Raw genomic sequence first — 23521 nt, forward strand, 5'->3', positions numbered from 1 at the left:
ATACAGTGTTCTTTTTTGAGGTTGCTTTGCATTAAATAAAACAACAATTTAAAAAATGAAAACAAAACTGGGCATCTTAGTTTCATTGCTATTCTTCGCATTTTCATTTGCACAAATTACTACCTCTAAATTAGCGGGAAAACTTGCAGGAAAAGAAATATCTTCAACAACTAAAGTGAAAATAACTTACATTCCTACGAACAGTATTTTTGAAACAATTCCCAACAAAAACGGACAGTTTAGTTTGGTAAATTTAAATGTGGGTGGTCCATACAAAATTGAAATTTTTGATCATGATCAGCTAATTTATACAAATAGTGACGTACAATTAAACCTAGGTGATAATGATCTGCCGGCAATCACCATTTCAGATGTAAAAGAAAAAACAATAGAAGGAGTACTCTTAAGTGGAAAAAAACTGGTAAAAAACGGAACCAACATTGGCGATAAACAAATTAACAGTTTGCCCAATGTTAACCGCGGCATTCAGGATGTAACCAAGCTTGTTCCGCAAAGTGCCAATAATTCATTTGCAGGTACTAATTTTAGATATAACAACGTGACCATTGACGGTTCTATAAATAATGATGCGATTGGTTTTAGTCCTTCATTAGGTGGTCAATCGGGAACATCGGGAATGCCGGGAAGTTCTACCAGATCGAACTCAATCAGTCTGGATGCAATTCAGGATATTCAGGTTTTTATAGCGCCTTATGATGTAAAGTTAGGAAATTTTCTAGGCGGGAGCGTTAATGCAGTTACAAGAAGCGGTTCGAATAAAGTGATCGGTTCCATATACGGAGTTGGGAGAAATGCAGCTTTTACAGGACCAAACAATGCAGGCGACGGTTCTAAAATACCAAAATCTTTTGAAGATTATACTTTGGGCGGAAGAGTTGGGTTTCCTGTGGTAAAAGATAAAGTATTCTTTTTTACAAATTTTGAATATTCTAAGAGAACCGATCCCATTTTTTATAATGCCGGACAGGTAGGTTCATTGGTAGATGAAGCCACTGCAACGGCAATTACCAACTTTGTTCGGGATCGATACGGTTTTGATATTGGGACGCACAATGAATATAACAACCAGGCACAAAGCTCAAAATTTTTTAATAAACTTGATTGGAAGTTATCCGATAAGCACACTTTATCCATTAGAAATAACACGGTGATTTCCGAGGCTACAAATCTCGAAAGAGATGGTGCAAATTTCCGTTTTTCAGGCATTGATTTTAAACAAAAAAACACGAGCTCCAGTACTGTTTTAGAATTAAAAAGTCGTTTTAATGATAATCTTTCTAATTCATTTTTGGCAAGTTATTCCGATATTCATGATTTTAGAAATCCATTATCAACCAATGTTTTATTCCCGCAGGTTGAAATTGGCTATAACGGGGGAACCATTCTTTTAGGAAACGACCGGGAAGCGACGGTTTTTAACATGAAACAAAAGACTTTAGAATTTACAGATAATTTAACGTACAAAATAGGAAATCACACCTTACTATTTGGAACACATAATGAACTCTATACCATCAATTACGGTTTTGTAAATGCTTTGAATGGAAGAGTTTCTTATAAAAGTTTAGCAGATTTTTATAATTCTCAACCTTCCAGAGTGAGGGGAACTTATCCTGCAGACGGTTCTTCCAGAGAAAACCTGTTTAATAATCCATACGCTAAATTCAATATTGATCTGTATTCCGCTTATGTACAGGATGAAATAATTATCGGGAACCGGTTGAAAATTACGCCAGGAATCCGGGTAGATTACACCAATTTGGGGAATGTGCCAGATTTAAGTCCAAAAGTGAACAGTTCACCCGCAGATCCAAACTACGGAACCACTTACACCTACACGCCATTAAGCCAGATAACCAATAAAATTTTTGGCAAAGCTTCCGTTTCACCCAGACTGGGTTTTAATTTGGATCTTACAGAAAATAAATCGGTAGTGATGAGAGGTGGCTCTGGTATTTTTACGGGTAGAATTCCTTTCGCCTGGCTTGGTTACGCTTTTTATAATGACGGTGTAGGTTTTTACAGTTATGATAAAAATAATCTTACCAATACAAACACTTTGGGCGACCCGCTGAATCCCAATGGGATCAATGGTTATCATGATGCAAGTCCAAAAATTCAGGTTGATTTAGTGGATAATAAATTTAAAATGCCGCAAATGTGGAGAAGTTCTCTGGCTTTTGATTTTAATGTGAAGGGTTACAAAATGACTTTAGAAGGTATTTACACAAAGGTTTTATATGATCTGCAATTTCAGCAGGTCAATAAAACGGATAAGCCAACTTATTTTTCTTACGACACCAGTAATCAAATGCCGATTTATAATTCAAATATTAATCCTGCCTTTTCTAATGCTTATTTGTTATCAAATACGAACAAAGGGTATCGCTATAATATTACGGCACAAATTTCTAAGAATTACGATTTTGGTTTAAATATTTTTGCGGCTTACACGTATGGCGATGCAAAAGATATTACCAATGGAATCAGAAATTCCATGGAAAGTAACTGGCAAATGAATCAATCTCTCACACCAAATGATCCGAAACTGGCGACTTCAAATTTTGCTACAAAACATAGAATCGTTTCTACAGTTGGTTATCGATTTAAAGTTAGTGATATGAATACCCTTTCTGCTAATATCTTCTTTAATGCCCAATCTGGAAGTCCCTTTTCCTGGGGATTTCTAAATGGTACAATTGCAAATTCCGGACAGGCGGCAGGTTTAGCATATATCTTTAAAAATACAGCAGAAAGTGCAAAATATATTACAGATATAAAAAACTCCAGCGGTACTGTACTTGTTTCCGGTGCTGCACAAGTTGCAAGTTACGAGGCATTTATTAGCTCAAACTCTTATCTTAATTCTCGCAGGGGAACATTTACGGAAAGAAATGGAGATTTTACCCCCTGGAATATTCAGGCTGATTTTAGATTGATTGACGAAATTAAATTAAGTAAAAACAGCGCACAAAGCATTGAAATCTCTTTTAGTATTGTTAATTTAACTAATTTACTTAATAAAGAGTGGGGGAAATCTTACTTTGTTCCCAACACATTTAATTCCACGGCAAGTGTTGGTTTGACTAAAGTTGGAACCGTTGGAGGAACTGGTGCAGATAAAGCAGATCCTACCTATAATTTTACAACGCCAAATACTCCTTACTCCGTAGACCAATTTGCATCAAGATTTCAAGGTCAACTGGGCTTGAGATATAATTTCTAATTTCATTCAATTAAATTTTTCAAAAAAAGCCATCCGAATATTCTGGTGGCTTTTTTCGCAGAAAAATACTATTCGGGTCGTTTTTGAGGCTCTTTCCAATTGTATTGTAACTGCAAAAGAACTTTAATCTAAAAATCATGTACACGCTAAATAAAAAAATGCAAAAAGCATTTAAATTCAGAATCTCTACAGAATGATGCCGCAGATTTGTAGTAGAGATTGGAAGAAGTTCAATCCTAAAAATTTAAAATCTATCAAAATGAAAAAGTCAGTAATTGTAATGTTATCTATGTTTGTAATGGGAGTAGGATCTTTTGCAGCACAACACGGAATGAATAAAGGCGGCGAAGTTCCTGTAAGTGTAAAAAATGCGTTCAAAAAAGAGTACCCACAAGTTAAAAAAGTAAAATGGGACGAAGAGCACGGGAAGTTTGAAGCAGAATTTAAATTGAACAATGAAAAGATTTCTGCCACTTATAGCTCAACAGGAATTAAAGAAGAAACGGAAACTTCTTTAAATGCAAAAAATTTACCTAAAAATGCAATTTCTTATGTTGCTCAAAATAAATACGGCAAAATAAAAGAAGCAGCTAAAATCGTAAAAGCAGATGGATCTGTGGTTTATGAAGCAGAAGTAGCAAAAGGAGATTTACTGTTTGATCATAATGGAGCTTTCCAAAAATTGGTTGTAGAAAAAGACTAAATTATTAAATAAGGCAATCATTTTTGATTGCCTTATTTTTTTAGTCATTATTAATAACAATTTAAATCTTTATTTTATGGGAAATACAACAATCAATCGAGTAGCCAGTTTAGGTCTTCTATTTTGGCTTATAAAAATTCTGTCAACAACAGTTGGCGAGACTGCTGCTGATTATGTTTCAGTGAATTTAAATTTTGGCCTCACAGTTACAGCCATCGTTATGGGTGCAATTACAATTGGTGCTACTATTTGGAATTTTAAGCAGAAAGATTATTACCCACCTACTTATTGGTTATTAATTGTGATGATGAGCATTGAAGGAACACTCATAACAGACCTTTTAGTTGAGAAACTAGGTGTTTCTTTATTAACCTTAGATGTGATTTTTGCTATAGCGATGGCTCAACTATTTTTTGTATGGCATAAAAAAGAACATACTTTATCCATTCATGACATAAATAATGATACCAGAGAAAAATTTTATTGGATCATTGTTTTGACAACTTTTGCTTTAGGAACAGGCGTTGGCGACACCGTTTCAGAATATTGGAGTTTTGGCTACTTGCATTCTCTAATTCTTTTTGGAACGATATTTATCTTAGCAGGTATTTTTTATTATTTTAAAATAATCAGTGGAGTTTTAGCGTTTTGGATTGCGTTCATTGTTACTCGACCAATAGGTGCTTCATTGGGTGATTTGTTTATTCAAGAGCCAAAAGACGGCGGTTTAGGACTTTCAATTGGTTTAATTAATATTGTATTTTTTATTATAATTATAGGTGCAGTAGCGTATTTAACGATAGAATCAAAGAAAAGAAATAAAGAAAATATCTCCTAAAAAAAATTTAAATAGATTAGATCATGAATTTGAAATAAGAGATAAATGATCTTCTTAAAATTTCTACCGGTAGATTAATTAAATTTGATCTAAAAGTCAAACATGAAATATAATTTAAATCGTTTCCTTATTGCTCAACAGAATTCTTTTCACAGCGCTCTCGCAGAAATTAAAAACGGTAAAAAAACTTCGCACTGGATGTGGTATGTTTTTCCGCAGATCAAAGGTTTGGGAAAATCAGATATTGCCAGAAAATTTGAAATTGAAAATAGCGATGAAGCTATTGAATATTTAAAGGATCCTGTTTTATCAGAAAGAATTATTGAACTCACCAGAATATTGGTAGAAGAAATTAAAGGGAAATCGGCAGAAGAAATTTTCGGATTTCCAGATTATTTAAAGTTTCAATCTTCAATGACTTTATTTAAATCAGTTGTGGAGAACAACTCTGTGAACTTTCCTGCTGAAAAATATAAAATTTTTGATAAAGCTTTAGATGAATTTTATAAGGGTGAATTAGATTTAATGACAATCAAACTCCTGTCGAAAACGCCATAAATCAAGCCTTTCTCTTTCTCATTTTACACCATTCAATTCTCTGTATTTTTATAATACTTCTATTTTATTAAAGTATTAAAATCTCTTAAAATTAAAATGATAGTATGTTTTTGGACTAAAATTTGATTAATCAGAAATCAGATTTGATAAAAGATAATTGTTTTAAAAAAAACATTTCTTATCTCAATCATTCAAATTAACATTAATCAAAAATTACTATTATGGGACAAGCACAATCTCCACAACAAGATAGAAGTGGAAAAGAAGCAATTGAAACAATCAAAAAATTAGCGGAAAAAGCTGGAACATGTTTTTTCGTTACGAACATTGGTAAAAGTGCGCACAGCATTCCGATGGCTTTGCAAGAAGTTGATGACAACGGAACACTTTGGTTCATCAGTTCAGAAGAAAGTACGCACAATAAAAATCTTGAAAACGACAAAATGGTTCAGTTGTATTTCTTAAACAACGGATCTTACGAATACGTATTTATCCAGGGAAATGCGACCGTTTCTAAAGATAAAGCATTGATCGAGAAATATTACAGTCATTTCGCCGATGCGTGGTTTGATGGAAAAGACGATCCAAGAATTACCGTAATTGGCGTTAAACCAGATGATGGTTATTATTACGAAACCAAAGACAACAAAGTTTTCGCTATTGCAAAAATGGTTTTCGCAGCCGTAACTGGTGCTAAAACGGAAGATGGCGGAGTAGAAGGTGGATTAAACGTTTAATCAAATCCAATATTTTTTCAGTAAAATTTGCTACAAAAAAGAGCAACGATCAAGGTAGTTTGATATAAATTAGAACTATTTTTGATCGTTGCTTTTTAACATAATATGAATATCGATCGAATCCAGGAAAAGTTAGAGATCCTTGCAGATGCAGCGAAATATGATGTTTCGTGCTCGTCGAGTGGTGGAAACCGAAAGAATAAAAACGGTGGTTTAGGAGACAGTCATGCTTCCGGAATTTGCCATTCTTATACGGAGGATGGACGCTGTGTTTCTTTGCTAAAAATCCTTTTGACGAATCATTGCATTTACGATTGCGCCTATTGTGTCTCGAGGAAATCAAATGATATTAAACGGGCAGCTTTTACCGTCGAAGAAGTTGTCGATCTCACCATTAATTTTTACCGCCGAAACTTTATTGAAGGATTATTTTTAAGTTCAGGAATTTTTACCGATTCAGATACGACCATGGAACGTTTAGTTCGTGTTGCTAAAAAATTACGGACGGAACATAAATTTAATGGCTACATTCATTTAAAATCGATTCCGGGAGCGAGTGATGAAATTATGCGCGAAGCGGGTTTGTACGCAGACCGACTTTCCGTTAATTTAGAAATTCCCACGGAAAAAGGTTTAAAATTGTTGGCGCCGGAAAAGTCCCACTCGGAAATGATCAAGCCCATGACTTATGTAAAAAATGAGTTAATTTTATATAAGGATGAACGGAAGATCTTTAAAAAAGTTCCAAAGTTCGCACCGGCTGGACAATCCACTCAAATGATCGTAGGAGCAACCGATGAAACCGATTTTAAGATCATAAAAGTTGCTGATCATTTCTACAAAAACTTTAATTTAAAACGTGTTTATTATTCGGGTTATGTTCCCATGCTGGAAGATGCACGATTGCCTTCAATTCATTCGCAAGTTCCGATGGTTCGGGAAAATCGTTTGTATCAAGCGGATTGGCTCATGCGTTTTTATGGATTTAAAGCCGATGAAATTTTGGACAGAAGCAACCCTTTCCTCGATTTAGAAGTCGATCCGAAGTTGGCGTGGTCTCTACGACATTTAGAACAGTTCCCTGTTAATGTAAATACTGCTCCAAAAGAAATGTTGCTTCGAATTCCAGGAGTTGGAACAAAGTCCGTTCGGAAGATTTTAATGGCGCGGAAATTTCAGAAATTAAATTTAGACCATTTAAAGAAGATCGGCGTGGCCATCAATCGCGCGAAATATTTCGTCGAATTTGAATCTCACAATGTATTTACCAATCTCATCGATCATCAAAACTTCCGGAAAATTATTTTGGATACAACGACGTCTAAATTTACCTCTCCGTTTTCTGAGCAATTGACTTTATTTTAATGACGACCTTAATTTATGATGGAAGTTTTGAAGGTTTAATGACCGCGATATTTGAAGTTTTCGAGTACAAATTTTTAGATCCTGAAATCTTTAGCGCACAAAATTACAAAGTTGAAAATATTTTCGCCACCGTTCATGAAGTTCAAACGCAAGCGGAAAAATCAGAAAGAGTTTTAAAAAAGTTAGAAGATAACATCGGGAAAAGCGCCGTTTCCCAATTGTTGATGGTTTATCTTTCTGAAGATCCACAACTGGAAAATTTAATTTTGAGTGCCGTGGAATATTCTCTTTCCCGTCCGAATCAAAATGTATTAAATGATTTCGCAAATGCTGATATGATGCAGATCGCGAAAATTTGCAAATCGGTTGGACGGGAAATACACCGGATGAATGCTTTTGTTCGGTTTGAAAAATTACAGGACGATTTTTATTTCGCCAAGGTAGAACCTGATTTCAATGTTTTGCCTCTTATTTTCAACCATTTTAAAGCACGTTATCAGGACCAGAAATGGATGATCTTTGATTTAAAACGACATTACGGTATATTTTCTGACACCGAAAATGCAGACTTTTTTTATCCAAATGAAATTGTTAAAAGCAAGTTCGTTAATACCCAAAACCTTTTGCATGAGGAAGAATTGAAATACCAGAAATTGTGGCAACGTTATTTCGTTAAGACCAATATTCCGGAAAGGAAAAATCTCAAACTTCACGTACAGTCCTTACCAAAACGATATTGGAAGTACCTTACAGAGAAATATTAGTTAATAGACTATTTTTTAAATATTGGTATGGAAATAGCTTTTGCAATCATCAAAAATAATCCTTTTGAATTCCTTTAAATTTTAAAGACAAAAGATAAAATCACTCTATTTTGAAACTCGTAAAATTCACCAACAAAGGCATTTACTGCATTCCCGGAAAGTTTTATCTGGATCCATGGCGACCCGTCGATTTAGCGGTAATTTCCCACGGACATGGAGATCACGCGAAGTGGGGCATGAAAAAATATCTTTGTCATCATTTTACAAAACCTATTTTACAGATCAGAATTGGACCGGATATCGAAGTTCAAAGTCTCGGCTATAACGAGCCGATCGTTATCAACGGCGTGAAAGTGAGTTTTCATCCGGCCGGTCACATTGTAGGTTCCTGCCAGATCCGAATGGAATATAAAGGCTATGTCACCGTTTTTTCCGGTGATTACAAAGTTCAGGATGATGGTATTTCTACACCTTTTGAATTGGTGAAATGCAATGAATTTATTACAGAAAGCACTTTCGGCTTGCCGATTTATAATTGGTTAACGCCACAACAATATTCCGAGCAATTGGGAGCTTGGGTCGAAAGCAATAAAAGTCTGGGAAAAACTTCCGTTTTTATCGGATATTCTTTAGGAAAAGCCCAACGAATTATGAAGTCGGTGGAAGGGTATGGAAAAATATTTGTTCACGGTTCCATCGGAAGATTAAATGAAGCCATCGAAAGTGTCGGCGTTCAGCTTCCAGATTATGAAACGGTCAATTTTACAGAAGATATTAAAAAACTAAACCAGGAGATCGTCATAGTTCCACCCGCTTTACTGGACAGCAATATGATTCGAAAAATCCCAAATCGCGCGACAGGAATTTGTTCAGGTTGGATGCAGGTTCGCGGTTCACGAAGATGGCGCTCTGCAGATGCTGGTTTTGCCATATCCGATCACGCCGACTGGACGGGACTTTTAGAAACCGTAAAAGCAACAGGAGCAGAACAGGTTCACGTGACCCACGGACAAATCGCCGTATTTTCTAAATATCTCAATGAAATTGGCATCAAAGCCGACGAAGTAACCACTAAGTTTGGTGATGAAGAAGAATCTTCCGATACTGATTCTACGAAAGAAAAATCGACAGAAAATAATTCTGAACCAGAATCTGAAAATAACGATAAAAAATAAACTTTAATTTAATATTGAAATTACAAAAACTCAATCACTCAAATATTCAATCACTCAAAAACTTGCAACTCACACCTCGTAACTCCTAACTCGCCCCTCGAAAACCCGCAACTCGCACCGCATGAAACACTTCGCAGAACTCATATCATCCCTGGAAACCAGCAACAAAACGACTGCGAAAGTTGATGCGATGGTTCATTATCTCCAAACTGCGGATGATAAAGATAAGTTGTGGTTTCTGGCTTTGTTTACTGGAAAACGTCCGAAACGTCCCATCAACACTAATTTTTTAAGATCTTGGGCTTTAGAAATTACAGGTTTGCCGGAATGGCTTTTTTTGGAAAGCTACAGCTCCGTCGGTGATATTGGAGAAACGCTTTCTTTGATTTTACCCAGACCCGACAATACTATAGAAAAATCGTTGAGTCAGTGGATGAGTGAATTAATTGCTTTAAAAGATAAATCTGACGAAGAAAAAAAAGAATATGTTCTCGAAAGCTGGAACGGCTTGGATTATACCGAGCGTTTTATTTTCAATAAACTAATTGGTGGAAGTTTTAGAATTGGAGTGTCAAAAAAATTATTGATCAATGCACTATCTAAATATTCGGGGATTGAAACGAGTCAGCTCATGCATTCCATAATGGGAAAATGGAGTATTGAAGAGGCTGATTTTCAGGACTTAATTCAGGGAACTAATATCAATCCCGATAATTCAAAACCTTATCCATTCTGTCTCGCTTATCCTTTAGAAAAAATACCGGAAGAACTTGGTGATTTGGAAGAATGGCAAGCCGAATACAAATGGGATGGAATTCGTGGTCAATTTATCCGAAGAAATGATGAAGTTTTCATCTGGTCGCGCGGTGAGGAATTGGTGAATGCGCAGTTTCCGGAATTGGTTTCCGCTTTAGAAAAAATGGAAGGAAATTTTGTTTTAGATGGAGAGATTTTGGCGGTGAAAGATAACGAAGTTTTGAATTTTAATGAACTGCAGAAACGTTTGAACCGAAAAACCATCTCCGCAAAAATGATGAAAGATATTCCCATTCAAGCCTTTGTCTATGATATCTTAGAATTTGAAGGTGAAGATTATCGAGCAAAACCTTTAGTGGAAAGACGTTTAAAACTGGAAGAATTGTTAGAAAATTCTGAAGTCAATAATTTTAAATTACCCGAAATCGTCGTTGCAAAATCCTGGGAAGAGTTAGCGGTGCTTCGTTTAGAATCCCGCCACAACAACAGCGAAGGTTTAATGTTGAAACAGAAAAATTCTCTCTACCATTCCGGACGAAAAAAAGGAGATTGGTGGAAATGGAAAGTCGATGCTTTAACCATTGATGCCGTTTTAATTTACGCCCAAAAAGGAAGTGGAAGGAGAAGCGGATTTTATACCGATTATACGTTCGCCGTAAAAAAAGAAGATCAGTTGGTGACGATTGCAAAAGCTTATTCCGGTTTGACGGACAAAGAAATTATGGAAGTCAGTCGGTTTGTGACGAAGAATTCTTTAGAGAAATTTGGACCAGTAAGAACCGTAAAAGCAGAACTTGTTTTTGAGATCGCATTTGAAGGAATTGGTTTCAGCAACCGCCATAAAAGTGGAGTAGCACTGCGTTTTCCACGGATCGTACGATGGCGTCGTGATAAAACAGTAAAAGACATCGACGATATTGAAGAGGTTAAAAAGCTGATCACTTAATATTATATTATTTCAAAAAATATCAGTAGGAGCGGGCTTTAGCCCGCTTATTAAAACAAAAAATCAAAATCGGCTTTAGCCTAAATTGAATGAGTGTAGATTTCCAAGATACAGAAGGACTAAAAATCATCAAAAATTGGATGGCCGAAAAAGATTTCGCGCCCTTCACTTTTCAGCTGGAAACCTGGGAAAAATATCACAAAAACTACAGCGGAATGGTCGTTGCTCCAACTGGTTTTGGAAAAACCTATTCTGTATTTTTAGCCGTCATTGTTGACTTTCTTAATTTTCCTGAAAAATATGGCGATGGCTTAAAACTTCTTTGGATCACGCCGCTTCGAGCGTTGGCAAAGGATATCGCAAAAGCCATGAAAGAAGCCATCGATGAGATAGGTCTCGACTGGACGGTTGGCGTTAGAAACGGCGATACGCCGATTAAAGAGAGAACTGCTCAAACCAAAAAAATGCCCGACATTCTTCTGGTCACTCCCGAAAGTTTGCATTTGCTTTTAGCACAGAAAAACAATCAGCGCTTTTTCAAAAATTTAAAATGTATTGCCATTGATGAATGGCACGAATTGCTTGGTGGAAAACGCGGCGTTCTTACGGAACTGGCTTTGTCACGCTTAGTTTCTTACCAAAAGAAAGTTCGAATCTGGGGAATTACTGCAACCATCGGGAATTTAGATGAAGCTCTGGAAGTTTTAATTCCATATAAAAGCAAGAAAACGAAAGTTGTTGCAAAGGAAAAGAAGAAGATCGATATCATTGCAGTTCTTCCTGATGAAGTGGAGATTTTACCTTGGGCAGGACATTTAGGAAATAAACTGGCGAATAAAGTCATTCCTATTATTTTGGAAAGCAAGACGACTTTGGTTTTTACGAATACCAGAAGTCAGGCGGAAATGTGGTACCAGATTCTCTTGCAACAACATCCGGATTTTGCGGGACAAATTGCAATTCACCACAGCTCGATCGATAAAGATCTGCGGATCTGGATTGAAGAAAACCTAAGTTCCGGTTATTTAAAAGCTGTGGTTTCTACTTCTTCTTTAGATTTAGGTGTGGATTTTAAACCTGTTGATACGGTTATTCAAATTGGTTCTGCGAAAGGAGTTGCGCGGTTTTTACAACGAGCCGGAAGAAGTGGACATTCACCTTTCGAAACTTCCAAGATCTATTTTGTTCCGACGCATTCTTTGGAATTAATTGAAGTTGCGGCTTTAAAAGAAGCCGTCAAACAAAAAGTGATCGAACCGCGGGTTCCGATGGTGATGACGTTTGATGTTTTGGTTCAATATCTCATAACTTTGGCGGTTGGCGAAGGATTTAAAGCAGAAGAAACTTTTGGACAGATTAAAAATACCTTTGCTTTTCAGGAAATAACTGAAGAGGAATGGAAATCTATTTTACAGTTTATTACGATTGGAGGCGGCGCATTTAAAAATTATGAAGAGTTTCATAAAGTGGTCATTGAAGACGGAATTTATAAAGTGACAAGTCGCAGAATCGCCATGCTTCACCGCATGAATATTGGTGTGATCGTAAGTGACGCCATGTTAAAAGTAAAAATTTTGGGCGGAAGTTATGTGGGAATGATCGAAGAATATTTTATCACCCGCATGAAAAAAGAGGATAAGTTTATTCTCGCAGGAAGAGTTTTGGAAGTTGCCCATATCAAAGAAATGACGGTTTATTGCCGAAATGCAAAAGGGAAAGCAATGGTTCCCAGCTATTTGGGCGGAAGGTTGCCATTGAGTTCTTATCTGGGACAGTTTCTTAGGATGAAACTTTCACAATCCTTGGATGCTAAATCTTCGGAGAAAGAATTGAAATTTCTGCATCCGCTTTTGGTGAGTCAGGAAGGGATTTCTCACATTCCAAAAGAAGATGAATTTTTGGTGGAAATCATTAAAACGCGAGATGGTTATCATCTTTTCTTGTACCCGTTTGAAGGTCGTTTGATTCATGAAGTCATGTCCGCATTGATCGCTTTCAGGATTTCTAAGATCACGCCAATCTCTTTTTCGATGGCAATGAATGATTATGGTTTTGAACTCTTGAGTTCTCAGGAAATTCCGTTAACGGAAGAAAATTTAAAACAGATCTTAACGAAAGAAAATTTGATTCAGGATGTTTTAAGCAGCATTAATGCAACAGAAATGGCGCGTCGAAAATTTCGGGATATCGCGGTGATTTCGGGATTAGTCATTCAAACGTATCCCGGACAACAGAAAAACAATAAAAGTTTACAGTCTTCCGCAGGTTTAATTTTCAATGTTCTGGAAGATTATGATTCTCAAAATATACTCTTGAAGCAAGCTTACACGGAAGTTTTTAACCAACAGATCGATGAAGCCAGATTGGTGGAAGCTTTTAATCGGATTGAAAAGTCCAAAATAATCCTCAAATTTGCGAACTCGTTTACGCCTTTAAGTTTTCCTATTAAAGTAGATAGTTTGAGACAATCATTAAGCAGTGAAGATCTGGGCGAAAGGATCAAAAGAATGCAGGCTGAAGCCATGAAGAAAGGTAAAACCGTTATGCAGATTGCGAGAGGAAAATAATTTTCGTCTGATTAAAATTAGAAATAGTAAATCTTAATAAATTCTTAATGTTTCAATTTTTAACCATTAAGTTTATTTAAGAAGGTAAGATTAATTAAGAAAAATCTAAAGATTTTTTAAGTATGCTGCTTCAATTTGCCGGCAAATTCTTAATCGCTCTTATTCTCTAAACTATCTTAATGGTTTATCATTTAAACTAAAATTTAAATATTTACTCATCGCATTTTGGTTACCAGTACATTTCAAAAAATAAGAATATAAATGCTCGAAGTTTTACAGAAGAAAATTCAAAATACGACCTTAACGTTCACGAATCAGCGCGCTCTCTTTTGGGAAGCTGAGAAGATTTTAATTTTAAGTGATTTACACGTCGGGAAATCGGCGCATTTCAGAAAGCATGGAATTGCAATTTCTTCCGAAGTTTTGGTGACTGATTTAAATAAGTTGGAAGATTTAATTAATCATTTTCAACCTGAGAAAGTAATCATTGTTGGAGATCTTTTTCACGCCGGATATAATTCTGATCTGGATCTGTTTAAAGAATGGCGGCTTCAATTTTCCCAACAATTCATTCTGATCAGAGGAAATCACGATAAAATGAAATGTGAAGTTTATGATGATCTGGGAATTGAATGTGAAGATGAATTTCTGGAGATCGAACCTTTCACGTTCATTCATCATCCTAAAAAAATAGAGGAGAATAAATTTTATATCTCTGGACATATTCATCCTGGCTTTGTTTTAAAAACGAAGAATGAAAGACTTCGGTTGCCTTGTTTTGCAGTTTCTGAGCAGCAAATAGTTTTGCCGGCTTTTAGTCAGTTTACAGGTTTGGATACGAAATCTTTGAAAGGAACTTTTAAAAATATTGTTTTTACTGAAGGCACTATTTTTGAAGTATAAATTGCAGAAAAATTAATAATGAAAAATTTCAAAAAAATAGCAATTCCTTTAACAATCGGAATTTTAGGCGCTTTATTTCTAAGTTCATGTTCCGCGGGAATTCCAAAAGGTGCAGCTGCCGTTCAAAATTTTAAAGCAGAAAAATTTTTAGGAAAATGGTATGAAATTGCACGATTTGATTCCCGTTTCGAAAAAGATTTAAGCCAGGTAACTGCAGAATACTCCAAAAAAGATGCAAATTCTATTCAAGTAAAAAATAGAGGTTACAAATACACTAAAAATAAATGGAGTGAAGTTATTGGTGAGGCAAAATTTGTTAATGAACCGACTGAAGGACGATTAAAAGTTTCTTTTTTTAAGCCATTTTGGGGAGGTTACAATGTAATTGACATTGACGAGGATTATCAATATGCATTGATCGCGGGAAATGATTTAAGCAGCATGTGGATTCTTTCTCGACATAAAACAATTCCTGAAAGTTACAAACAGCGTTTTTTAGAAAAAGCGAAAGCTTTAGGTTATAAAACAGCAAATTTAGTCTGGGTAAAACAAGATTAACTCGGTGAAACGAAAATAGAAACACCCGTTGCAAAAAGCTTCGGGTGTTTTTTATGAAATAATTACTATGTGATTTAAAATTCGAAAATAAATCCGAAGTACGGAATAGGCATATTTTTGTCCTGACTTCCAACTTCCAGCAAATAATTTTGATCTGCAGGTGAAGCATTTGGATTTTGAATAACGCCATTGTCATTATTATCGCGCTGTAAATTCACAACCGGTAAATTACTCGCTGTTTTTGAGCCGTAAACATTGATGATATCAAGATAAGCGGTAAACTGCCACTTCTTGAAAACCCATTTTTTCTCCGTACGCAAATCGAGTTGATGTGCTACATTTCCACGCAGCGAATTTAATTTTGCAAAATCCTGAAGCGGACCATTATTAATATTCCAAATCGGAACGGAAGCACTTCTGATCAAGTCATACGGCGTTTCCGGCAAGCCTGACTGCAATCTAAATCGCGCACTGAAATTCCAGTTTCTAGGTAAAACTTTTCCAGCACTTACTGATAAAATATGTCTGGAATCCCAACTTGAAGGCAGAAGATTTCCTGCACCATCACTGAATTTTGAATATCCAAAAGTATAAGCTAAAATTCCGTAGAAATTATTTAACGTTCTTTTTTGGGCTAAAAATTCGATTCCATACGTTTCGCCAAATCCACGGGAATCTAAAGGTTCGCTTCCGACAACGCCGAAATCTGCACCGATATTTGCGAGAGAAATTTGGTTACGAAGAGAGAATGGATAGTTTTTGTATTTCTTGTAATAACCTTCCATCGTCAAACGCAGATTATCTTTTCCATTGTATTCTAAACCTGCAACGTAATGAATATTTTGAATGTATTTTAAAGTTTTTCGATTGACCAAAACATCATTTAGTTTCAAACCTAAAGCGGTATAAGCTGGAAGAGCATGGTAAATTCCGGTATTAAAATTAAATGCCCATCGGTCAGCAAATTTGTAATTCAAAGAAAATCTTGGGGAAAACTGGTCGAAAGGATTATCGGTTTGTTGTGAATAAGTACTCGCATCGAAACGGGTTCCTAAAGAAAGCTGCACTTTATTATCAAAAAATTTATGAGCACTTTGAACATAAAATCCATACTGGAAAACCTTGAGATCAGCATTGATCTGATCGAAACTTAATCCTGATTGGTTCACCGATTTGATGGTAGAATTATTGGTATATTTTGCATAATTAACATTTGTTCCGGCGCTGAAAACAAAATCACCGAGCATGAAATTCCGATCGATCCTGATTTTATTTTCACCTTCCTGAGAATTGTAATCAAAAAGTAAATTGTCAGGTGTTTCAATATTTCGGTAATACTTTGTCGCTTGATTATCGAGCATATTTCGACTGATGGTAAAAAGCCAGTTTCCATTATCAACCAAATGACGGTAACCTGCACCAAAAGTATAATTCCATTGTGGCGCAACCGGTAAACGATCGATCAAGGTTAAATTGGAAAGCGTTTTTTTCGCGTTGGTATTGAACTCAAATTTATCGATGGCACCCAAACCTATGAAATAAAGTTCGTCACCACTTTTATATTTCTTCGAAACTTTGAAAGTGGCGTCATAATAACTTGGTAAGAAAGGCAGACCGATCGCTTTGAACAACAACTGTAAATTTGATTTCCGGACAGAAAATAAACCGCTCCAGGATTGATCTTTTGAAAGAGGACCATCCATCATCAACTGCAAATCATCTAAACCTACGATCGCTTTATAACCCAATTTATCTTTTCGGGCTTCTTTTAAATTAAATTCAAATAAGGAGGAGAGTGCGCCGTTTCTTTTGGCTGGAAAAGCACCGCTGTAAAAATCGACATCTTTAATAAAATCTACGGTAATAATTCCACGAGGTCCGCCTGAAGCGCCCTGCGTTTGAAAGTGATTAATGATAGGAACTTCAATGCCGTCGATATAAAATTTGTTTTCAGCAGAACTTCCACCTCGAATAAAGAGATCATTTCGGAAAGTTGCCGTACTACCGACTCCTGGAAAACTTAAAATTGCCCGCGAAATATCTCGGTTCGAACCTGCATTTTTCTGAATTTCTTCACTTGTAATATTTCGTAAAGAAACCGGACTTTCTGCGGTGGTTTTGTAGGTTTTTTTCGTGATTAAAACTTCCTGAATTGATTTAATTTCACTTTTATTTAAGCCAACGGAATAGGAAAGATTCTGATTAGGAATAATATTGATATCATACAGATAAGAAGTGTTGTAATTTTCCGCAGAGATCTCAAAAGTATAGGAACCGGAGGGAATATTATCGAGCTGAATTCTGCCGTTCCCGGAAATACTGTCGCTTCTCTTCTGAATTTTGATCGTAGCTTCCAGTGGTTTTTTGCTGAACTCATCAAATACTGAAATATTAATGGATCCCACTTGCGACTTTAAAACAAAGGAAAATAAAAGTAAAAAGAAAGTAAATAAATATCTCATAGTTATTTTTTAATGTAGGTAAGAGCAGTTTAAATTTATTAGTCAAATCCTCATCACTTTACTTTCTGTAAAGATGAAAATTGAGCGGTGCAAAAATATAGTTTTAAAAGGAATAGGTCAGACACGGAAAAATAATTTAAGAAAAAACTAAATTTTTAGTGAAGAGCTTTAAAAAAGAATACACCTTTTATAAAAAAAGATGTATTCTCAACTATTAAAAACTTAAAAACTATGGTAACAAAACTTTATCTATTACGTGAATGATTCCGTTCGTGCACTGTACATCAGTTGCAATAACGTTCGAAATTCTATTATTATGGTCGGTGATTTTTACACCACCTGTCGTTGTGATTTTGAATGTTTCTCCCTGGAAAGTTGTAACAACCATATTATTGGTGATATCTGTTGAAGCTACGTTTGCACCTGCAACAACGTGATATTTAAGAACTTCTGTCAATGTTGCTCCTGGAATTGCTCCTAAATTTGCCAATCCTAATTCTGCTAATAATCCGGTGAAAGCCATATTTGTTGGAGCGAAAACTGTGAACGGAGAACTTGTTGTTCCACCTAAAATTGATACAAAGTTTGGCTGATCCGGTCTTGTTAATGCAGTAACCAAAGAGCTAAAGTTCGGGTTTGCAACTGCATGCGTTACAATTGTTGGCAAGCCGATCACCGCATCAACTTTGTGAATAACGCCGTTCGTCGCCATGATATCTGTCTTAGTAACGTTTGAAACGCCATTGATTTTTACACCTGAAGCAGTGTTGATAAACATGCTTAAATTTCTTGTAGATGAAGCTGCTCCTTTTGCAAGAGTAGAAACATATCCTGTGGTTACTTGCGCTGCCATTACTTTGGTCGCAAGAACGTGGTTTAATAAAACTTGTTTCAAAAGATCGTTAGGAACGTCGTTAAGACTTGCGAAACCGTTTGCAGTTAAGAATGCAGAGAATGCAGCATTAGATGGTGCAAAAACGGTAAAAGTTCCAGCTCCGTTCAACGTTGCAGAAAGTCCTGCTTTGTCGATTGCTGCTCTTAGACTTGATAAATCAGAGTCTGAAGATGCCAGTTCGTAAATGGATTTTGGAGTGTCCATTGTTGTTTGATCTTCCTTACTTGCACAAGAGTAAGTTAGGATACTTGCGCAGAAAAGTACTGCGAAGGTTTTGAATAAATGTTTCATAATTTTATATTTTTAATTATTACTCAAATGTAGAACTAAATTGTTCTATTGTCAAAATATTGGTATAGATTTTTACTATTAACAATATTGATGTTTTACTAAATTCAGTGAAAAGGTACTAAAACAGACAAAAAATGAAAGAGAAATTTTTTTTAATGGTTGAATTTAAGATCTAAGATTGTAATTTTTCATTTTCTAAAATTTTCATTACGATGATCTCTTCTTTTGTTAAACCAGTTTTTCCATCATTTATTTCAATTTGATCCAATTCATCCATATATTTTTTCATAGAGTTGTTTTCGTACAGATTGATAACTAGTGGGTGAACATAATATTTTCGACAAACATTTCCTGTATTTCCCAGGTGCGATGCGACCACTTCTAAAGCTTCTTTGACTTTCGACTTATAATCTTTATCATTCTCAGCTTCACCAATTTCCTTAAAAGCAATTAATGCATTTACGGTTCCAGACCAAGTTCTGAAATCTTTCGCAGTAAAATCATCGCCACTGATTTCCTTAATATATTCATTGACCATTCCAGATTCTACGGCGTGTCTTTTCCCGTCTTCATCATAATATTGAAAGAGTTCTTTACCGGGAATATCTTTACAGTTCTGAACAGCTTTCGCCAGTTTATTATTTTTCAGATCGATGTCATGGTAAATTCCCTTTTTACCTTTAAAAGAGAAATGCATTTTTTGTCCTTTAATGTTGACATGCCGATCTTTTAAAGTTGTTAAGCCAAAAGATCCATATAGTTTTTCATATACGTTGTTACCGATTCTAATATTCGTTCTTTCCATCAAACTCACAACAACTGCAAGAACTTTGGTCTTTTCTAAATTTCGAAGAGCAAGGTCCTTTTCTAATTGCAATCGCATTTGTGGTAAAGCGTAACCAAACTGAAGCATGCGGTAAAATTTGGTATGATTTCGCAAAGCATTCCAAAGCGAATGATATCGATATTGTTTGCGTTTTTTTGCATCAATACCGGTTGCCTGAAGATGACCATTTTGTAGCGAACAGATCCACACGTTTTCCCAAGCGGGCGGAATTGCCAGTTTGTTGATACGTTGAATTTCTTCCTGATCTTTTATTTTTTCGTCGCCTATAAAGTAGGCATATTTTTTACCCGATTTCCTTCTCACAATTCCATCATATTCATGATCAGACGTATAAGTAAGGTGAACTGCTTTTGCAGATTTTACGGGATCCTTCATGATTTTTAAAATTTTTGAAGGAGTCAAAGAGGCGATAAGATCGGTTTCAGGATTTTTCATTGGAAAACGTATAATTGGTAGACTTTAAAATCATTAAAAATTAAGGTCGAATTCGTAGATTGGATAAAGAGTATTTAAAAACAAAAAGAAAGAACAAGACTCTGATTGATCAACGCCGGTTCTTTCTTTTTTATCGTTCAAAATTTATTAGGTCTCGGTTTAAAGGAGATTTTCAAAGGAAATAATTAATTTTTTCCTCTTGTAAATAACCATATAATTAAACCTACAACTGCCGCGATAAGGATGAAAGCCCACCACATTCCGGCTTTAAATATGGTTCCGATAGCTTCACAACTTGTTAAAGAAAAAAATGCAAAAACGGCTAAACTGAGTAAGGTAAACTTTTTCATGATCGTAAATTTTTAAGGTTTATTATTTAATGTTATTTATTTAAACGCGGTTAAAATCAGGCTTCCAATTCGTGATCGATTTTTTAATTTCGTCACCAGATATATTTTGAGAAAGCGCCTTTGCTAATAAAATTTTGAATTCGTCGTCGTATGCAAATCTTAATGCAGCAATCTGACCAAAATTTAATTTTTCTACGATCTCGTCAGAACCTTTACCAAACAGTTCAAAATATCGTTGTTTGAATTCTAAGCGGATCATTCTGTTTTGATTTCCCAAAGCGTAATGTTGACGCAACATAAACGCAAGATAAAAAAGAAGGAAAATCACAACTGAAAATAAGATCCACGTCAATTGATTGCTTCCATCTGTAAAAATTTTTCTTATTCCTAATACTTCTAAAATAAGCAGAAGCGGTAAATAAATAAAATGATGTGGAGCGTAAAATTTTCGGTGATTGGCGTAGTTCTGAGTTTTCATGCAAATTTTCTATCAAATATGTTACCAAATTAATCTATTGATTATCAAAATGTAATTTTATTCCTTTCCTAAAAGATCAATCGCTTTCAAAAGATCAATTCCCTTACCTAAAACGGGTTTGAAGAGATCTCCATTTTTTTTAGTTCTTTCTAAAGCATTTTCAATATTAAAATCGGTTGGTTTTAATTCTGGTTTTAATTCACTCCATTCAAGAGGCATAGAAACTGGTGCGCCGTTTTTTGGTCTTAAACTGTAAACGCTTGCTAAGGTTTGTCCACGCCGGTTTTGAAGGTAATCAAGATAAATTTTATTCTTATCCCGTTTTTGCAAAGCCCTTTCCAAAGTGGTGATTTCAGGAAGTTCTTGCTGAACGAGCTGCATCAAAATATGCCCGAAATTTTTAACCTGTTCAAAGGAATATTTTGCACCCATCGGAATATAAATATGAATTCCGGAACTTCCGGAGGTTTTGCAATAACCTTCGATTTTTCCTTTATCCATAATTTTTTTCGCCATTTTTGCGGTTTGAATGACGTCATCAAAAGTATTATTGTCGGAAGGATCCAGATCCAAAACCAAGTAGTCCGGATTATCAATCGTTTTAATTTGGCTCGTCCAAACGTTGAATTCGATGCAGCCTAAATTATTCATATAAGCCATCGTGGCTTTGTCGTTACACAAAATATAATTGATGTATTTGTTGCTGGATTCTGAAAAAACTTTCTCAATATCGATCCAGTCCGGCGTTTCTTCCGAAGCATCTTTCTGGTAAAAACTCATTCCATCAATTCCATTCGGAAAACGGTTCATCGATTGCGGACGGTTTTTCAAATGCGGCAGAATATATTTGGAAACACTTTGGTAATAATCGATCAGATCACCTTTCGTCACATTATCTTTTGGAAAATAGATCTTATTTTGATTCGTGAGTTTAATCGGTTGCTTATCGATTTTCTGAAGTTTTTCTGCATCCCGTTTTGCTACCGAATTTTTCACAGGAACAACTTTTTCTTCTTCCTTCATTTCTGTATTTTCAAAATTTAGATCTTCCGGATTCAGATCTTCGCGGAACCTCAAAAAAACCGGATGACGAAAAATATGTTCTTCAGTCAGTTCTGTAAATTTAACTTCCGCGATGAGTTCAGGTTTGATCCAGGTTGCCTTATCATTGGTTTTTGGTATTTTTTCAAAAGGACATTTAGGAATAATGAGCGGTTCCATTTTTTCATGAAGTTCCTTTAAAATTTTATCGCTGAAACCAGTTCCTGTATGACCACAAAAAATGAGTTCTTTCCCTTCAAATCTTCCTAAAATTAACGATCCAAATTTTTTCCTGCTTCCTTTCGGCGCGGTAAATCCACAAATCAAAACTTCTTCCGTTTGCTGACTTTTTACTTTCAGCCAATCGCCGTTTCTTATTCCTTCCTGATAACTGCTGTCAATTTTTTTTGCCATCATTCCTTCCAGGTCCATTTTTTCGATGAGTTTGAAAAAATCTTCGCCTTTTTCTAAAATATGATCGTGGTATTTTACAAATTCGGTTTCCTTTAAAGCTTCTTTCAACAATTCTTTTCGCTGTAAAAAACTTAGTTTTTCCGTGGAATGTCCGTTTAACCAAAGCAAATCAAAAACCTGATAAACAACGGTCAAATTGGGATGATCGTTCATTCTTTGCAACCACTGGAAATTCGGTTTTCCTTTGTTATCGTACGCAACCAGTTCACCATCCAAAACCATTTCGTGATCCTGTAATTTGAGAGAATTGACTACTTTTTTAAATTTCTCCAGGTAGGAGAGTCCGTTTCGAGAGTAGAGTTGAACGCCATTCCGAAGATCTGCAACGGCGCGATAACCGTCCCATTTTATTTCGAAAGCCCATTCTTTTCCACTGAAAGGTTTCGGCGAACTTTCAGCCAACATTGGCGTGATAAATTTCGTGAGTTTTTTTTCTTTAGAAAGGGAAGGTGAATAATTTTTAAAAGTTTTTACTGAATCCTCAGATTTATTTTTAGAGTTGCCTTTTTTGGCTTCCAAAACTTCAGTTACTTTCGAATCAGAATCTGTATTTTGTTCAGCGTCATAAAAATCGGTGGCGTACTGATCCTTGTGTTTAATGAGCAACCAGGGATTTCCGTCAGTGGCATTTTTAATTTTGACCAGGGCAAATTCGCCCTTTAATTTTTTGCCGTGAAGCACAATTTTTAAAGATTCTTTGTGAAGTTCATTTCGCATAATGAGATCATCGGTTTTGCCTTTCACTTTTTCCAAAGGTTCATACGTTCCTTCATCCCAGATCTCCACTTCTCCGGCACCATAATTTCCTTTTGGAATACTTCCTTCAAACGTTCGGTAGGAAAAAGGATGATCTTCTACCATCATCGCCAAACGCTTGTCTTCCGGATTTAAGGACGGACCTTTTGGAATTGCCCAGCTTTTTAAAACACCCTCCATTTCCAAACGGAAATCGTAATGCAAACGACTTGCAGCGTGGCGATGAATGACAAATTTCAGTTTTCCTTTGCCACTTTCGCTTTTTCCTTTCGGTTCAGAAGTTTGATCGAAATCCCGCTTTTTATTGTATTCCTCGAGTGCCATTTAGAAATTTATTTGAAGATTAAAAAGTTTCATTTAAATGAGAATTATCGT

The 23521-nt window shown here is 35.6% G+C and carries 18 protein-coding genes; 12 read left to right on the forward strand and 6 right to left on the reverse strand.

Annotation, left to right across the window (positions count from 1 at the left end):
- The first annotated feature begins 55 nt into the window (after positions 1-55).
- The 12 genes from IV494_RS03235 (at position 56) to IV494_RS03290 (ending at position 15117) form a co-directional block, all read left to right on the forward strand.
- Positions 56-3247 (forward strand): TonB-dependent receptor, encoded by a 3192-nt coding sequence (locus IV494_RS03235; protein ID WP_196078724.1) that lies wholly within the window; start codon positions 56-58, stop codon positions 3245-3247.
- Between the two features lie 259 nt (positions 3248-3506).
- A complete protein-coding gene (locus IV494_RS03240; RefSeq protein WP_196078725.1) occupies positions 3507-3950 on the forward strand; it encodes a PepSY-like domain-containing protein in 444 nt (147 codons plus the stop codon).
- Positions 3951-4026: 76 nt separating this feature from the next.
- Positions 4027-4788, forward strand: a complete 762-nt coding sequence (locus IV494_RS03245) for a COG4705 family protein (RefSeq protein ID WP_196078726.1) — start codon at positions 4027-4029, stop codon at positions 4786-4788.
- Between the two features lie 102 nt (positions 4789-4890).
- Positions 4891-5346, forward strand: a complete 456-nt coding sequence (locus IV494_RS03250) for a DUF1810 domain-containing protein (RefSeq protein ID WP_196078727.1) — start codon at positions 4891-4893, stop codon at positions 5344-5346.
- A gap of 221 nt (positions 5347-5567) precedes the next feature.
- Complete coding sequence (locus IV494_RS03255) at positions 5568-6083, forward strand: pyridoxamine 5'-phosphate oxidase family protein (RefSeq protein ID WP_196078728.1); 516 nt, start codon at positions 5568-5570, stop codon at positions 6081-6083.
- 105 nt (positions 6084-6188) lie between these two features.
- Positions 6189-7448, forward strand: coding sequence for a putative DNA modification/repair radical SAM protein (locus IV494_RS03260; RefSeq protein ID WP_196078729.1), 1260 nt, complete (start codon positions 6189-6191; stop codon positions 7446-7448).
- Entirely contained in the window at positions 7448-8212 is a 765-nt protein-coding gene (locus IV494_RS03265) for a TIGR03915 family putative DNA repair protein (protein ID WP_196078730.1), read from the forward strand. The genes IV494_RS03260 and IV494_RS03265 overlap by 1 nt, the downstream gene beginning before the upstream one ends.
- A gap of 110 nt (positions 8213-8322) precedes the next feature.
- Entirely contained in the window at positions 8323-9387 is a 1065-nt protein-coding gene (locus IV494_RS03270) for a ligase-associated DNA damage response exonuclease (protein WP_196078731.1), read from the forward strand.
- Between the two features lie 121 nt (positions 9388-9508).
- On the forward strand, positions 9509-11089 hold the full coding sequence (locus IV494_RS03275) for an ATP-dependent DNA ligase (protein ID WP_196078732.1): 1581 nt from the start codon (positions 9509-9511) through the stop codon (positions 11087-11089).
- 89 nt (positions 11090-11178) lie between these two features.
- A complete protein-coding gene (locus tag IV494_RS03280) occupies positions 11179-13656 on the forward strand; it encodes a ligase-associated DNA damage response DEXH box helicase (RefSeq protein WP_196078733.1) in 2478 nt (825 codons plus the stop codon).
- A gap of 261 nt (positions 13657-13917) precedes the next feature.
- Positions 13918-14559 carry a ligase-associated DNA damage response endonuclease PdeM gene (gene pdeM / locus IV494_RS03285; RefSeq protein WP_196078734.1) on the forward strand — a complete coding sequence of 214 codons (642 nt, stop codon included), beginning with the start codon at positions 13918-13920 and terminating at the stop codon, positions 14557-14559.
- A gap of 18 nt (positions 14560-14577) precedes the next feature.
- Positions 14578-15117, forward strand: a complete 540-nt coding sequence (locus tag IV494_RS03290; RefSeq protein WP_196078735.1) for a lipocalin family protein — start codon at positions 14578-14580, stop codon at positions 15115-15117.
- A gap of 74 nt (positions 15118-15191) precedes the next feature.
- Here the strand turns inward: IV494_RS03290 and IV494_RS03295 are convergent, their stop codons facing one another.
- The 6 genes from IV494_RS03295 to ligD all read right to left on the reverse strand — a co-directional run bounded on the left by IV494_RS03295 (position 15192) and on the right by ligD (position 23470).
- Positions 15192-17579 carry a TonB-dependent receptor gene (locus tag IV494_RS03295; protein ID WP_196078736.1) on the reverse strand — a complete coding sequence of 796 codons (2388 nt, stop codon included), beginning with the start codon at positions 17577-17579 and terminating at the stop codon, positions 15192-15194.
- Between the two features lie 229 nt (positions 17580-17808).
- The gene (locus tag IV494_RS03300; protein ID WP_196078737.1) at positions 17809-18765 is read right to left on the reverse strand and encodes a fasciclin domain-containing protein; all 957 of its coding nucleotides are present in this window, start codon (positions 18763-18765) and stop codon (positions 17809-17811) included.
- Positions 18766-18937: 172 nt separating this feature from the next.
- On the reverse strand, positions 18938-20047 hold the full coding sequence (locus tag IV494_RS03305) for a DNA topoisomerase IB (protein WP_196078738.1): 1110 nt from the start codon (positions 20045-20047) through the stop codon (positions 18938-18940).
- Positions 20048-20232: 185 nt separating this feature from the next.
- Positions 20233-20397: a phosphatidate cytidylyltransferase gene (locus tag IV494_RS03310; protein WP_196078739.1), complete on the reverse strand. Its 165-nt coding sequence runs from the start codon at positions 20395-20397 to the stop codon at positions 20233-20235.
- 40 nt (positions 20398-20437) lie between these two features.
- Complete coding sequence (locus IV494_RS03315) at positions 20438-20875, reverse strand: DUF6526 family protein (RefSeq protein ID WP_196078740.1); 438 nt, start codon at positions 20873-20875, stop codon at positions 20438-20440.
- A 57-nt stretch (positions 20876-20932) separates the two neighbouring features.
- Positions 20933-23470 carry a DNA ligase D gene (gene ligD / locus IV494_RS03320; protein WP_196078741.1) on the reverse strand — a complete coding sequence of 846 codons (2538 nt, stop codon included), beginning with the start codon at positions 23468-23470 and terminating at the stop codon, positions 20933-20935.
- Between the last annotated feature and the right edge of the window lie 51 nt (positions 23471-23521).

Source organism: Kaistella gelatinilytica, from assembly GCF_015679325.1.
Taxonomy (GTDB): Bacteria; Bacteroidota; Bacteroidia; order Flavobacteriales; family Weeksellaceae; genus Kaistella; species Kaistella gelatinilytica.